This window comes from Nitrincola tapanii, from assembly GCF_008368715.1.
Classification (GTDB): Bacteria; Pseudomonadota; Gammaproteobacteria; order Pseudomonadales; family Balneatricaceae; genus Nitrincola; species Nitrincola tapanii.
On sequence record NZ_SMRS01000004.1, the window covers coordinates 78,528 to 93,887 of the forward strand.

The following is a 15,360-nucleotide window of genomic DNA, read 5'->3' on the forward strand; positions in this document are numbered from 1 at the left end:
AATTATGTAAGAGACCACTATGAGCAAAACAAAACTCGAACTGACCTGGATAGGCAAAGATAAGCGTCCCAAGCTGGAGCCTCGCATTCTGCTGGAAGACCCAGAGCTTTCCTATCATGCCAGTCAAAAGGTGTCTGAAAACGACATTTTTGATAATAAGCTGATATTTGGCGATAACTTGCTTGCACTGAAAGCGTTGGAACAAGAATACACTGGCAAGGTGAAGTGTATTTATATTGATCCGCCATATAACACCGGCAACGCATTTGAGCATTATGATGATGCTGTAGAACACTCTCTTTGGCTTTCGCTAATGAGAGACCGATTGATTATTTTGAGAAATTTACTTAAGTCTGACGGCTTTATTTGTTGCCACATTGATGACTCTGAAGGTCATTATTTAAAGGTATTAATGGATGAAGTGTTCGGACGTTCAAACTATCTGAGCACTATGTATGTGCAAGTGAGATATGCCGACAAAACTCTTAAACAGGATATGAGCTTTCACAAACAAATTGAGCAAATCCATGTATATCGTAAAGATTGGGGAGCAAAGCCTAACCTAAACATAAAGCAAAAATCGTTTGATAAGTTCAATTTCTACATTAAAGAAAATGGAAAAGGACGGGAAATTACTCTTGGCGGAAAGCGAGTAGTAATTTTCAATAAAGGTGACTACGAAATAGTAAAAGGCGAGGGATCAGAGGATGGCCTCAAGGAAATATGGGCTACCGGTTCGATATTAGACGGAAACTCTTCCGGCAGATTTTTTCGTGATTACTTTAATGGAAGAGTTGAAGAAGATGGCCTGGGCGTATTGTATAAAGTGTATGGAATTGGCGATGACAAATTTGACTATCGCTATTTTACGGGCCCACAAAGAGCTGGCGCGACAAAAGGCAAATACTTTCAAGGAGTTCCACTAAAGCAACTAGAAGATGAGGATCTAGTTCAAACCACACCAATCGAAAATTTTTACGACTTGGCAGGCAGCTTCGGTAATTGCAGGCATGAAGGCGGCGTAGATTTTCGTAGTGGTAAAAAGCCAGAAAAATTAATTGAAATTGTTTTAAGGCATTTCTCCAATCACGGCGATTTAGTGTTGGATTCTTTTGGTGGATCAGGCTCAACAGGCGCAGTTGCCCACAAAATGGGGCGACGCTGGATTATGGTTGAGCTTGGTGAGCACTGTCACACCCACATTATTCCAAGACTTCAGAAAGTCATTGATGGTGAAGACCAGGGCGGCATATCGAAGTCTGTGAACTGGCAAGGTGGTGGTGGCTTCCGCTATTACAAACTGGCCCCTTCGTTAATCGAATACGATCGCTTTGGCCAGCCTGTAATCAATAAAGAATTCAATGCAGAAATGCTGGCAGAAGCCGTCTGCAAGCTGGAAGGCTTTACCTATGCCCCCTCCGATACGCTTTGGTGGCAACATGGCTATTCCACGGAAACTGACTTCATTTATGTGACGACACAAAACCTTTCCGTTGAGCAGCTGGAACAAATCAGTGAAGAGGTGGGTAGCGACAAAACGCTGCTGGTGATGTGTGGTGCGTTCCGCTGCAAGGCTGATCGTTTTGCCAATCTCACTATCAAAAAGCTGCCCAAGGCCGTGCTGAAGCATTGCGAGTGGGCGCACGATGATTACAGTTTGAATGTGCAGAATCTGCCGATGGCCCAAAAAGAAAATGAACAGCAAGATCCTGAACAAGAAGACCTGTTTTAAGTATTGGAGTAAGAAATGGATACCAGAATAATTAACTCAATTTCAGGTCGCTTAAGCCTTCGTGCACCGCAGCGGGAATCATTAGAGGCATTGGCCAAAGCCATTGATGCGACGGGCGACAGACTGCTCGACCCAAAGCACGATGTACCTGCATTGCTGGAAACATTAAAAGCTGAATTTCCTACATTGGAAGATTTCGAGCGGGACTTTCCATCGCTCTGTTTTGCATTGGCTACTGGTGTGGGTAAAACCCGTTTGATGGGTGCTTTTATCAGCTATTTGCATTTGGCACATGGCATCAAGAATTTTTTTGTACTGGCACCCAACCTGACCATTTATGAAAAGCTGATTGCCGATTTTAGCCCTGGTACACCTAAGTACGTATTCAAAGGTATTGCCGAGTTCGCCGCTTACCCGCCCGAAGTGATTACCGGAGATAACTACGAACAACGCGGCGCACAGGTAATGGGCGATATTTTGGCCAATGTGCGAGTCAATGTGTTTAACATTTCCAAGATCAACTCCGAAGTTCGAGGCGGCAAAGCACCGCGTATCAAACGGTTGTCTGAATATCTGGGCGATAGTTACTTCAGCTACCTTTCAAGTCTGCCAGATCTCATTCTTCTAATGGATGAATCCCACCGATATCGCGCCAGTGCAGGCGTAAAGGCTCTGAACGAACTTAACCCAATCTTGGGCCTTGAGTTAACCGCGACGCCGCAAGTTGAAGCGGGCAGCAAGACCATCCCTTTTAAAAATGTGGTAGTGGACTATCCCTTGGCCCGCGCCATGGAAGACGGTTTTGTTAAAGAGCCCGCCGTGGTCACGCAACGGAACTTCGACCCTAACCAGTACAGCAAAGAAGACCTTGAAGAGATCAAGCTCAAGGATGGCATCCGTTTGCACGAAGCTACCAAAGTTGAGTTGATTACCTATGCCCATGAGAACGACACCCGTATCGTTAAACCTTTTATGCTGGTCATTGCCCGCGATACCACTCATGCCAAAGCGTTGAAAGAGAAACTGGAAACAGTATTCGATGGAAAATACGCCGGCAAAGTGATTCAGGTAGATAGCAGCAGCAAAGAAGAAGAAACCGTACAGGCATTGCTGAACGTCGAAAGTAGCGACGAGCCGACCGAGATCGTTATTCACGTAAACATGCTGAAAGAAGGCTGGGACGTGACCAACCTCTACACCATTGTGCCGCTGCGTGCCGCCAATGCCAAAACCCTGGTAGAGCAAACCATTGGTCGTGGTTTGCGTTTGCCTTACGGGAAGCGAACAGGTGTTGAACCGGTCGATCGGTTGAGCATTGTCGCCCATGACCGATTCCAGGAAATCGTTGATGAAGCCAACAAAGACGATAGCGTATTAAGAAAACTCAAATTCATCGAAGTGGACTTCGAAGAAGAGCAAGGCAAAGAAAACTTTCAGATAGGCTCAAATATCGACGCGCAGATTTTTGGAGGTGAGACGAAAGGCAGTGCCGGCACCACCTACAAACCGACAACACAAGAGAAGCCGCTGTTTGTTTCTGAGCCGGAAAAGAAAGCTGCCAGCGCTGCGCTAGCGGTTATCAAACAATATCAGGCTAAACCCGAGCAGGCACCCACAAGCCAGGCTCTTCATTCGGAATCAGTACAAAAGCAGATTGTTGCAGCGGTAAAAGAGCACCTCACCCAAGGCCAGCAGTCGCTGTTAGAGGATGAAGAGCAGATTGATATTGCCGATGTGGTCGCCAAAACAACGGCGTTAGTCGTCAATAACACTATCGACATTCCACGTATTATCGTAACGCCCAAAGGCACCGTAACCAGTGGTTACCGCGCCTTTACACTCGATGTGTCGGGCATCAAAGGTCTCAAACCACAAGAGCGTTCGCTGGTAAGCCAGAGCCTGCAAACCAATGAGCAGACGGAAATTGGTGAGGGCGATTCTGGCAACTATGAGCCCATCAAAGAAAACTACATCCTCAAAAAGCTGTTCGACTACGACGACATTCCCTACGACGAGCATGCCGAGTTACTTTATGACTTGGCAAAGCAAGCCGTTGAGTGCTTGAGTGCTGTCAATGATGAAAAGGACGTCGAAAACATTCTTCAGAATCAGAGCGATGCCATTGCCCGGCTGATTCATGCCCAAATGGATAAGCATTTCTATGAAGATGCTACCGAATATGAAGTTGAAGTTCGCAGTGGATTCACCACGCTGAAGGAGTGCTCCTATACCGCTACCCAAGGTCAGGATGTGAAAAGCTATCGCGACACCGTGACCGAAGTAAGCAAGCTCAAACAAATGCTATTCGGCGGTTTCAATAAATGCCTATACCCGATTCAGAAGTTTGATTCTGACACCGAGCGGCGCTTCGCCATCATCCTGGAGCGTGATGCCATTAAATGGTTCAAGCCCGCCAAGGGACAATTCAAGATGTACTACAAAAAAGGAACTGAACATCCTGAATATGTCCCAGATTTTATTGTGGAGACTAACGACTACATTTTGATGGTGGAAACCAAGAGCTCACAACATAAAAATGCTGATGGCACTTGGAGTGCAGAAGTGACAGAAAAATCAAAATCCGGTGTTAAGTGGTGCTCGAATGCCTCTCAATACTTGAAAGCCAACGGTGGTAAAGAGTGGAAGTATCTCTTGATCCCTCATGACCAAGTGAAAGAAGCCAATACTCTGAGTAGCTATGTAGATAAATTTGAGAGCCGGGAGCAGTGATAGAAACGTCACTGACGTGAGTGGGGAACAACTGGTGGGAGCTCCATAGCCCTTTCACCAGTCGAACTGATAAATGTGGTTTTTTGGTCGGTTATCAAGACTTAACTGATAGCTCATACAGTAATTTGATTAGATAAATACATGGAGTCGCCTGATGGATGCAAAGGCCAGAGACCTGAACCAGATTTTCGATGGAACGATTTCATTCCAGATCCCGCTGTTTCAGCGCCCCTATGTATGGAGCAAGGAAAAGAACTGGGAGCCCCTGTGGGACGATATCCAGGGCTTGCTGGATTACGATCTGCAATTTGGTCGGCACCGTAAGCACTTCTTGGGTGCTGTAGTGCTGGAGCAACTGAGAAACGTTGCAGGTTCAATTGAAGCTCACCAGGTCATCGACGGCCAACAGCGTTTCACCACGCTACAACTTATTATGCTTGCTGCCAGGGACCTGGCAAAACGGCTTGATAACGAGAAGTATTTTGACCGCTTTAATGACCTGGTGACCAATAAGGCCAGTAAGGTTGACTACGAGCACGAAAAATACAAAGTCTGGCCTACTAACCGGGACAGAGACGCGTTCAAAGCTCTTCACGAGCTGACAACTGATGCTGATCTGACTGCCAATACAATGACCGACGGCTACCGATATTTTTCCAGCCAGCTGCACAGTTGGATATCCGGTGTGCTGGATGAGGTAGAGGTGACCGAGCAGGCAATCGATACCGAGGAGAGGCTGGCTGCCCTGTGGAAAGTGATCAGCAGCGGCCTTCAGGTGGTGGTGATCAACTTGGGAGAGGACGATGAATCCCAGGTGATTTTTGAAACCCTTAACGCCCGTGGCACCCAATTGTTGCCCGCCGATCTGGTGAAAAATTACCTGTTTCGCAAAGCACAGACTGAAGCTCGGGACATTGAAGGGCTCTATAAGCGCCACTGGTCCGCTTTTGATGATAAGTTCTGGCGTAAAGAGGTCACCCAAGGCCGAGCCAAGCGTCCGCGGATTGATCTGTTCCTGCAGCATTACCTTACACTTATGATGCGCGAAGAAGTGCGTCCGGCTCACCTGTTCGAGTCGTTCAAAGAGTATGTCGAAAACCGGCAGGCATTGGCTGAGTTGTCTGAAGAGCAGCAGCCCTTGAAGCCAAAACTTACTGTAATGCCGGTTACGACCGAGGAGCAACTCAAGGCACTATCCCGATACGCTCAGGCGTTCAAGACCTTTGCGGAGCCGCCAGCCAATTCACGGCTGTCGATATTTCTCAAACGCCTGGAGGCGGTGGATACCGCGACGGTGTATCCCCTTCTATTACTCGCTTGCGACCAGTTGCTGCCGGCCAAGCGGCAGGAGTTCGAACGTTTCCTCACGGTAATTGAGTCCTTCCTGGTGCGGCGCATGGTCTGTGGACTCACGTCCAAGAACTACAACCGTCTGTTCCTGGATGTTATCAGGACATTGGATCGGGAGGGGGCACTGACCGCAGAAAACCTGAAAACAGTCCTTCAGGTTAGTGATGGTGATAGTGTGCGGTTCCCGACGGATGACGAGTTTAAAAGCAGTATCCTCTATCGTCCCATCTATACCGCATTGGCCCAGTACAAAATTCGTGCGGTGCTGGAGGCCATCGACCAAGAGCAGGCTGACCGCAAGAGCGAGCATTTGGAGCTGCCCAGCGATCTAACCATTGAGCACGTCATGCCGGTCAAGTGGGAGCTGAACTGGCCAATTCCTCAGGAGCATCTGACCGACCCTGAGGCCAAATTGCAGTTCACGCAGCTGAGGGATCAACGGCTGCACACCTTGGGTAATCTGACACTGATTACCGGCAGCCTGAATCCATCTCTATCTAATGACAGTTGGCAGAAAAAACGTCCGGAATTGGCCAAGTACAGCAAATTGAATATAAACCGCTATTTCTACCCAGTGCATGAGGGGGAAGACCCTTTGGCGCAGTGGAACGAAGATACCATATGTCAGCGTGGGCAGGTTTTGTACGAAGCGGCCAGCAGGGTGTGGCCATATTGATGCCCAATCGACGCTGGTCAGTTACAGTACCGTCAAAGAACCTTGGAATACGAGACCATGAAACAACTACAGGCTGAGCAGCTGGCTCAGATCCAGAATGCGGATGTCCACTTCGGCGACCTTACGCTGCTTGTTGGTCCTCAAGCCAGCGGTAAAAGCGTGTTTCTGCAGCTGTTCAAGCTGGTGCAGGATCATGGTCCCATCACAAAAACGCTCAAGCGCTTTGGCTACAGTTACGATCAGGGGCCTGATACAGATGGGGACCCTTTGCTGACACTGATGTTCGGTGAAGGCATGGGGGCTATATGGCGGCAGGAATCGGTCGTTAAAGCGGACGGCAAAGCGGTTGATCTATCCGGGCTGAGAAAAGGAAACGGCAAGGATCAAGAGTCGGTATTCTTTATTCCAGCGCAGCGTGTGCTGACCTTGGATCAGGGACGCCCGCGTAACTTTGACAGTTTTGCAGCACTAGACCCCTTTGTGGTGAAGAGCTTCAGTGAGCATCTGCGGCAGTTGATGGAGAAAGGGTTGGGGGGCAAGGATAACCAGCTGTTCCCGATCAAAAGCCGGCTGAAAGAGGTACTGCGCGATCGTATTGATGACAGTATCTTCCATGGCGCAACCGTTACTCAGGAAGTACATGACCTGAAAAAACGGATTGTGATCAATGTCGGTGGGGCTACCCTGCCGTACATGGCCTGGTCGGCCGGTCAGCGGGAGTTTATGCCGCTGCTGTTCAGCCTGTACTGGCTGATGCCATCGGCAGGCACGCCACGTCGCAAAGGGGTCGACTGGGTGGTGATATCCACACACTCGCCGCTATTGTTGGAGGCCGTTTGGGCCATACGTATGTTGCAGTCAAACCAGGGAACAGGGGCTTATCAAAAGGGGCTACAAGCATTGAAGGCCTCCGACCGCTCACAGATAAAGCCGGGTAACACGCGGCTGTGTCTGGGCAGCGCGGATATTGATTCCCTAGACGCTTTCACTGGTTGGCCAGCGATAAGATCGCTATTACCAAAGGCAGCAAACAGGCCAGAGCCGCCGCCCAGATGGGTTTGATTCCAGTGCGCCAGCTGACGCTGTGAGCCTGACACGCTGCTTCATAGAGAGGATACACGCCAGGGTGGCCAAAACACCACAAACACGATTGCCTGACTACCTTGAAAAAATCGCTGCTGGCAAGCCGGTAAACTACAGTGCTTTTGAGAAACAGCTGGAGCTTGCAGGCATCACGGATCGTCAGCGACGGGACCTGTTCCGTGTCAAGCTTGCCGGGCCCAATCGTCATATCGTCGAAATTCTTGACCAAGTGGCATTCAATAAACTACAAAATCGTTTTGTTCAGCAAGCGCTGACAGACCGTGTGAGCGCCGCAGTGGCCGGTAACAGTCATCGGGTGAGTGTGAGCGGTGCTTGTTTGTTACTGCGCCGTGAGTCGGTACCCCATCCTCAGGTTGTACTGTTCGAAGGGCAGGAGTGGCATTGTCCGGTCAAACCGGCAGAGCGCGCACTGCTGGTTGAGAACCTTGAGAATTTCCTCGCGCTTGCGCGAACCTTGGCGATTCTGCCTGACTGTGGCTGGTGCCCGAGCGAGCCGGTCGATCTTTTATATGCGGCAGGTAACCAAATCACCAACGCTATACTGCAGCCGTTTCTGTCACGCTACGCCGAGTTGAACTGCCTGTTCGATCCTGACCCAGGGGGTATTCATATGTTTAGAACCCTGCGTCAACGTATGCCACAGTTTTCTATGCGCTTTCTCTATCCTCGCGATATCGAAGCGCGGCTGGCAGCCTCCAACCGGTTGCTGGATGTTCACGTGCGAACAGACTTGATCAACTACACAGGGATAAGCCCGGAGGTAGACCGGCTGATTGCATTGTTGCGCCGAACTAACAGGACCCTCGAGCAGGAAACCTACATTTAACGGAAGAGAGATTAAGCATGGATACGCTGTTTCAACAAATCGATACCTGCCCTGATCTGTACGCCATTCGCCAGTTAGTGTTCGTGAACAGTGCCGCTTACGCCTATACCGAGATTCGGGTTGATCAGCACACGGCGCTGTTTGGCCGCAACAATCTCGGGAAAACCTCGATGCTGAATGCGCTCAAGCTGTTTCTGTTGCCAGAAGAGAACTTCAAGAAGTGTGATCGAAAGTTTGGTTTCTGCAGCCGTTCAGGGGATTTCTACAGTGCGCAGGAGAGTTTCAAGTATTACTTTCCGGACCAGAACTCATTCATCTTGCTGGAAGCCGAAAACCTCTATGGGCCTTTTTGCGTCCTACTTCATCAAGGGCGCAAGGAGTTCAGCTATGCACGTATAGTCGTGCCCTGTGCCTACGAGGAGATTCGGCACCTGCTCTGGGATTTTGCCGCTGACTGTAATGAGGGCCTGGGTGCACCGCTGGAAACACTTTCACTCGCTTCTATCCAGGCTGAGCTCAGTCAATTGGGCGGTGAATCACTGCATGACAGCAAAACCATTCGGGAGCGGCTCTTTGCCTATCACCCAATGAGCCGCGAAGAGGGCCGCTATTGCCTGCTGCCCCTAAAACAGGGTGGCACGGACCGGGAGCTGGCGGCCTGGAAGCAGCTGATCCATCTGGCCTTTGATATCGGCGCCAACGACAGTCGAACCTTGCCCGATGCGCTGGCAACAATTATCGAAGGAGAAAAGCAGCGCAAGTCGGATGAGTTGAGCATCGATCTCAATCAGATCCTGCAGGACTATGAACAGTTACGTGCGGAACGGGATGAGCTTCAGCGGGTCAGCAATGCGCGGGAGGACTGGGAGCGTTTCGATACCTGTTATCGGCAGTATGAGGCACAATCACGCGATGTGGGGCAGTTTTATGTCGACTTGAAGGCGGCCCTGGCAGCAGAGCAGTCAACCATTGTGCCGTTGATTGAGAAAGCCGTTCAGACACATGAGGCCGCTCAAGAAGTCTGGAATAAGGTCAAAACTGGTTTCAGGGACTCAAGTGATCGTGTCAAGCAGCTGGAGGGTAGTCAAGCGGAGCGAGAGCAGCAACTGAAGCAAAGTGAAACGGCAGTTAAACGGATCAGCGACATTCAGCGTGCGTATCCGGGCCTTGATCCTGATGAGCTGTTGGCTGAGTTGCAGCAGCAGGCAAAGCGTAAAGCTGCATTTATTGAGGATTTGCAGGATGAAGGCCAGCGTCAAGCGCGTATGGAGCAGCTCAATCATGCTTTGATCCGCGACCGTAAAAGACGTGATCGAATCAATGTTCAGCTGGAACACGTTAAGCCTACAGTGCTGGATCAGTTGGACCCACAAGCCGCCACGGTGCTGTATAACCTTGCCCCCGCACTTGCCGAAGTAACACCCGTGCTGGATCAGCCATCTCGTGAGGTGATGCAACAGTTTGCTGGTCTTTTTGAGTTGGCAGAGGATGCTTGGGTTTTGTGTGGTGAACCTGTGCCCAATGTCACAATATTGCCCTACAACCCTGAGGCCGTAAGAGAGCAGCTCGAGCAACAACTGATTAAACTGAAAGATGCCATTCAGAAACAAGATCTGGAATTAAAAGAGCTGTTGGCCTGTACGCGATTCACCCAGGCAGAGCAGCGAGAAAAGCTGAAGGCAGAGCAGGCTGAGCTAAGTATTCTCCAAACCCACATCACGCTCATGAAGGCCAGTGATACCCACTTCCAGCAGTTCAAAAAAGCGCAAGCATCGCTTGCGGAATTGCAGCAACAAATTGCGGACGCCCGGCACGATTCTGAGCGCTACAAAAAACAGTACAACGAAGCCCTGGGGCTGGAGCAGCAAGCGCGAGAATCACTGGACGCCCTGAAGGTGCAAAAACAGACCGTGTCTGAACAGCTGGGTCGTCTGGAGCTGTTGCGTAACAGTCATGGTGTGTTGCAAGGGTGGGCATCACACCTTGAACCCATGACCCGCACACTACCGGAGGATGCGCTTGCTGTTTTGGAGCGTCAGTGCATTGAGATGGGTGAACTGCAGCAGAAACTGATGGAGGCTCTGCGCACGCTGCTGAGCCAGCAGTTGTTGGAAAGCGACGGCAGTGAGTCTTACCGGGTGAGCTTCGAGATGGCACATGTGAAGGCCTTGCGTCAGCAGTTTGAGCGGCTGTTCAGTACCCTTGAAGGGCAGCAGATGGACTATGACAACCGGGTACGTGCGCACAACAAAAACACATCCATACAGATGGACGCATTGCGAGATGCCGGGCGTCAGATCAGAGGATTTATCGCCGAAATCAATCGCGAGTTTGGCGCCTACAGCGTATCAAACCTGGAAGAAGTTCAGTTTGCCTGTGATCTTCATCCCCGCTTTCAACTGCTGCTGAGCGATCTGGACAAGATCAACCTGTTTGGAGAGGAGTTGCATGACCAGCGCTTGTATCAACGCCTGAATGACTTCTGTGACGAATTCTTCCGCGATTCCGGACGCTACGGACGGGTACTGCAGATGCATCAGTTGATCGAGAAGGTACGGTATCGGTTTCGTCTGTCTGGGCAGGACCAATTCACCGAGAATGCACAATCCAATGGTACCACCAGTATGGTCAACAGCCTGCTGTTATCCATCCTGCTGAAGCGCTTGCTGGCGCAGGATGCGCAAATTTGCCTGCCGTTGGTGATGGATGAAATGGCTTCGATCGACCAACAGAACCTGCAGACGGCGGTTGAGATAGCCCAGCAGCATGGCTTTGTGCTGTTTGGAGCGAGCCCGGATATGTCGGCCGAGATTGTGCAGGCGGTGCGCCATTACATTTATCTGGGTATGTTCAAGGCCACGGAGAAGGCTTACAGCGAGCAACGCCGTGTGGTCTACCACGGTGCCTGTGAGTCACTGCGCCCACTGGCGAAAAACAGCGTTACCCCTGAGTTGGTTGAGGCAGATGGATGATCGTCTCAACGGACAAAACGCTCATCGCCATGATCGAGCACAAGGCGATCTTCCTCGCACTTATAGACCATATCGACCAGCAGGGCGGTCCCGGCGAAGTTCCAATCAAGCTCTATCATCAGCTGGTAAGGGCGATGCTCGAGCAGCAAACAGTTGTGGAGCAGAAGCGTCTTCGTGCCATATTTGATCTGGACAACCTGCGCCGTGCGGATCTGGTAATCGAGGTTGATCGGAATCGAGCGGTTTTTGTGCTGGCTCCCTTTGTGGTTGATATGTTTCGCCACTTCGATCGCCGCCGTTTACGTGAGTTGTCCAGTGCTCAGCTGGAGGATCTGAGGCGGCGTTTTCAAGGCAGCCTGGAAGCGCTGACTCGATGTGCATTACACGAAGGGGATCGGCAATTTGATGAGCAATTGGAGTTGCTCAGGGAGCATGTCCGTTATACCCAAGCGAAAATGCGGGACAATGTAAGCAGCTTGCAAGGTCAGGCCGAGCGTTTGTCAGAGATGGTCGAACAGCTGGAGCTTGGCGATCTCGAGCAAAGTCGGCAGGCGAGCAGGGCGTTGGAGCAGATCGACCAGATTTACCGACACCATGTATTGCCGAGCCTGCAGTTTCTTAATGAGCGTGAATCACTCAAGAATGGGCAGCCGGCCCTGACCTCACTGAGGGACATTGCGACCCTGCTGCATAAAGCTGGGTTGCCGCACCTCAGCCAGCAGCTTCGATATGCCAGTGCCTCCATCCGCGGACATGCCAAAGATGTTGAGAAAATCAGGCGCTCGCTGGAGCGCTACGTGCGGCAAAATGCCCGTCAGCGCTTGCAATACAACGCTATTGAGGCTGCCTTTAATGAAATGTTGCAGGCGGCGCGATCACTTCAGGACGGTAGCCTCAGGAATAATCAGCTGCGTGCAGATGATCCTGTTTTCCGGATTGGGCAAATATTTTCAGGCATGCGCGCCGTGCGTTACAGCGCCCGATTGGAGTGGCATGGGCATGACCAGCGTCTGCATTTTGAAGAGTTCTTGCGAGTCCGTGTGGATCAGCTGCGTCAACAGAGCAGTGTGCCCCGGGTCGTCGAACTGGATGCTGAAAGTGAGGATTTTGAGCGGCAGCAGCAATATCGAAAAGAGATGATCCGGCAACGGGTGAGCGAATGGGCGTCACCGGATGACTGTGATGATCTTCACAAGGCGCTTCATCTCCATATGCGCGAGGCACTGACTGACTACCAGCTTAGCGATCTGCTGGAAGCCATCAAATGGTGTATGAGCGAAAAGGACTTTACCGTTATGCCAACGTTTCGCCAACGTGCGTTGCAGCATAACGGATTCGAACTGGTTTATTACGTCAGAGCACTGGAGCCTGCACATGCAAGTTGATCAACAGAAAAGTCGAAAGCTGTATGAAGCGCTGATCAATGGTCAGGCCGTGAATGAGCATGTATTCAAAGACAGCAGCTTGGTGCCTAATCCTTTGTATGAAGAGCTGTTTTCAAATCTCGATCGCTATTACCGTGACCTGTATTCCAATATCGGTTTTGAGTTGGTGATGCGTGAAGGGTTTGCTTACATCCGTTCACACAATGCCGATGAGTCGCAGAATGATGCCGTGCGCAAAGTACAAGGCCTGCTGCTGGTGCTGGGCCGGGGAGTGACCGAGTTGGGGTATCAGTTTGAGTTGCTGACCGATCCGAATGCAGGTGTCAGTCTTGAAATTCTGGAGCAGATTTCACAGGGGGATGATAAGCAGGAAATCCTGGCAGCTTGTGACCTCAAAGGCGGTTTGGCACCCAACATCGACAAGATCCTGGGCAAACGCGGGATCGCCTTTCAAAACGCCAAGGGCAACTGGGTGCTCAGTAATGCCGGGAGTGCATTTTTCAGTGAGTTGTTTTCTGGTGTTACAGACTCTTGAGGGCAGTAAGCCGGTCAGCAAACATACGTGCATTTTCAGGCTCCAGAACCTGCAGCAGCACATTATAAGGATTGCCGTTGTTTCGACTGTCGCCGACTTTCTCCAGTTCATCCAAAATGAACAGCAGGTTGGCGATTCGCTTCTGCTCTAATTTTGGCACGAACAGCCCGGGTGCGGTGCTGCTCAAACATCTGGGTGAACCGCGTGTCATGCATCCTGCAAGCTGTAAGCCATAGAACGTGAGATGATTGTATCAAGCTCTTTTAGTTTGACCATGCCGAGCAATGTCTATACTGGTGTATATGATAGATACGGCAGTATCCATTTCCTGATTAATTCTTATTTTTGGGATATAATGGTATCCATATCGGAAAAGATACACATCACTCAACAGCTTGGTACCCGCTATGCCAAAATTCCAGTTGCTCGATGATCAGGATGTTCAGCAGGCCTTTGCGGCTCATCTACGAGGACTGCGTGAACAGGCCAAAATGTCGCGTGAAGCGCTTGCTCAGCGCAGTTGTGTGCCTGCCCCTACGATTAAGAAATTCGAGCTGACTGGGCAAATCTCTTTTCGCCAGCTGTTGCTGCTTTGGCAGACCTTGGATGACCTCTCTCGACTGTACGGCCTGACCCAGAGCAGGGGGCAACGCGACCGCATGCCTGCCAGTATAGAAGAGGTGCTGAGCAATGAGTTTTAAGCCGGTACAAAGGCTTGATGTCATCCGTACACTCAGCACGGGTGAACAGGTTGCAGTGGGCGTGCTGGCACAAAACCGTCAAGGTATTTTCTTCCAATACGATCAGGACTATCTGCATCAATTCGGCAACCTGTCACCGCTTACGCTTCGGCCGACAACCGAGTTGCAACGGGCACCCCGTGAACCGCATGGTGGTCTGCACGGCGTTTTTGCGGATGCATTGCCGGACGGCTGGGGCCTGTTATTGCAGGATCGACTTTTCCGTCAGCATGACATCCTGCCGGCTCAGGTAACGCCGATGGATCGCTTGGCCTTTGTGGGGGGGAGCGGTATCGGAGCGTTGTCTTTTGCTCATGTCTCGGATTATTGCCCGGCAGCCGATGGAGCAGTAGACCTGCATACCCTTGGGCTGGAAGCTCAGGCGCTGTATGAGGGTCAGACAGAAGAAGTTTTGGCAGCGTTGGCGGCGGCGGGTAGCTCTGGGGGCGCGAGGCCCAAGGCGCAGGTGTATGCTCAGCCCGGTGACCTCAATCGATGCAGTACGCTGGCCAAATCCGGTGATGAAGCTTGGTTGGTTAAATTTTCTTCCCACAATTTACCGTTGGGACATGAAGAGGGCATCTGTGAAGCGATCTTTTTGAGTCTGGCAAAACGGGCGCAGCTTGAACCACCCGAATGGCAGTTTGTACCGGCGGCACAGGGCAGCGGCGCCGATGTATGGTTGGCAATCAAACGGTTTGACTGGTTGGTGAACGGTACCAATCGGGCAGGTCGGCTGCACATGCATAGCGCTTGCGGCTTGTTGGATGCAGACTTCCGCGCACCGAGCCTGGATTACGAAGATCTGATCAAGGCCAGCCGCCACGTGTGCAAATCTCCTGCCGCTGGACGATTGCAGTTTCGTCGAGCCCTGTTCAATCTGTTCGTCTGTAATCAGGACGATCACAGTAAAAATTGGGCGTTTCTACAGGCGGATAATGGCGACTGGTCACTGGCACCTTTTTACGATGTTACTTTCAGTCCCCATCCATTCGGTGAGCATGCCACTGCCTTTGTTGGCTATGGCCAAACGCCAACGGTCAAAGCAATGCAGACACTGGCCGCGCGTGCCGGATTTACATGGGATGAAGCACGCCAATGTATTATCGAGTTGTTGGATGTATTGTCTGAGTTTTACATGCTGGCACGTGAATATGGCTTGAGTCGCAAAACTGCCCAGCTTGTATCAACACAGCTGAAACGCGTAAGGGAAGCCAATCAGCGTTTGTTAGTTTGAATTGACTGGAGCTCAAGGGAGCGCACTCATCGTCTCTTCTACGATTCTCTGCTGTGCAAGTGTTTTTTTCAGA

General features: G+C 50.9%; 11 protein-coding genes. 10 read left to right on the forward strand and 1 reads right to left on the reverse strand.

The genetic code is table 11. From position 1 onward, the window contains the following. Positions 1–19 precede the first annotated feature (19 nt). The 8 genes from E1H14_RS06215 to E1H14_RS06250 all read left to right on the forward strand — a co-directional run bounded on the left by E1H14_RS06215 (position 20) and on the right by E1H14_RS06250 (position 13,310). Complete coding sequence (locus E1H14_RS06215) at positions 20–1,732, forward strand: site-specific DNA-methyltransferase (protein WP_149390591.1); 1,713 nt, start codon at positions 20–22, stop codon at positions 1,730–1,732. 15 nt (positions 1,733–1,747) lie between these two features. After that, complete coding sequence (locus E1H14_RS06220) at positions 1,748–4,462, forward strand: DEAD/DEAH box helicase (protein WP_149390592.1); 2,715 nt, start codon at positions 1,748–1,750, stop codon at positions 4,460–4,462. A 154-nt stretch (positions 4,463–4,616) separates the two neighbouring features. Next, positions 4,617–6,488, forward strand: a complete 1,872-nt coding sequence (locus E1H14_RS06225) for a DUF262 domain-containing protein (RefSeq protein WP_149390593.1) — start codon at positions 4,617–4,619, stop codon at positions 6,486–6,488. Positions 6,489–6,545: 57 nt separating this feature from the next. Continuing rightward, the gene (locus tag E1H14_RS06230; protein ID WP_200834048.1) at positions 6,546–7,550 is read left to right on the forward strand and encodes a hypothetical protein; all 1,005 of its coding nucleotides are present in this window, start codon (positions 6,546–6,548) and stop codon (positions 7,548–7,550) included. 64 nt (positions 7,551–7,614) lie between these two features. After that, positions 7,615–8,418, forward strand: a complete 804-nt coding sequence (locus E1H14_RS06235; RefSeq protein ID WP_149390594.1) for a hypothetical protein — start codon at positions 7,615–7,617, stop codon at positions 8,416–8,418. Positions 8,419–8,435: 17 nt separating this feature from the next. Further along, on the forward strand, positions 8,436–11,390 hold the full coding sequence (locus tag E1H14_RS06240; protein ID WP_149390595.1) for a coiled-coil domain-containing protein: 2,955 nt from the start codon (positions 8,436–8,438) through the stop codon (positions 11,388–11,390). Further along, positions 11,387–12,775, forward strand: coding sequence for a hypothetical protein (locus tag E1H14_RS06245; RefSeq protein WP_149390596.1), 1,389 nt, complete (start codon positions 11,387–11,389; stop codon positions 12,773–12,775). Before E1H14_RS06240 ends, E1H14_RS06245 begins: the two co-directional genes overlap by 4 nt. Then, entirely contained in the window at positions 12,765–13,310 is a 546-nt protein-coding gene (locus E1H14_RS06250; protein ID WP_149390597.1) for a condensin complex protein MksE, read from the forward strand. The genes E1H14_RS06245 and E1H14_RS06250 overlap by 11 nt, the downstream gene beginning before the upstream one ends. On the opposite strand, the gene E1H14_RS06255 is transcribed toward E1H14_RS06250, so the two are convergent. Further along, the gene (locus E1H14_RS06255; protein WP_149390598.1) at positions 13,297–13,497 is read right to left on the reverse strand and encodes a P-loop NTPase family protein; all 201 of its coding nucleotides are present in this window, start codon (positions 13,495–13,497) and stop codon (positions 13,297–13,299) included. The genes E1H14_RS06250 and E1H14_RS06255 overlap by 14 nt on opposite strands. Positions 13,498–13,717: 220 nt before the next feature. Between E1H14_RS06255 and E1H14_RS06260 the strand changes: the two genes are divergently transcribed. After that, positions 13,718–14,011 carry a helix-turn-helix domain-containing protein gene (locus E1H14_RS06260; protein WP_149390599.1) on the forward strand — a complete coding sequence of 98 codons (294 nt, stop codon included), beginning with the start codon at positions 13,718–13,720 and terminating at the stop codon, positions 14,009–14,011. After that, positions 14,001–15,287 (forward strand): type II toxin-antitoxin system HipA family toxin, encoded by a 1,287-nt coding sequence (locus tag E1H14_RS06265; RefSeq protein WP_149390600.1) that lies wholly within the window; start codon positions 14,001–14,003, stop codon positions 15,285–15,287. The genes E1H14_RS06260 and E1H14_RS06265 overlap by 11 nt, the downstream gene beginning before the upstream one ends. The last annotated feature ends 73 nt before the right edge of the window (positions 15,288–15,360 follow it).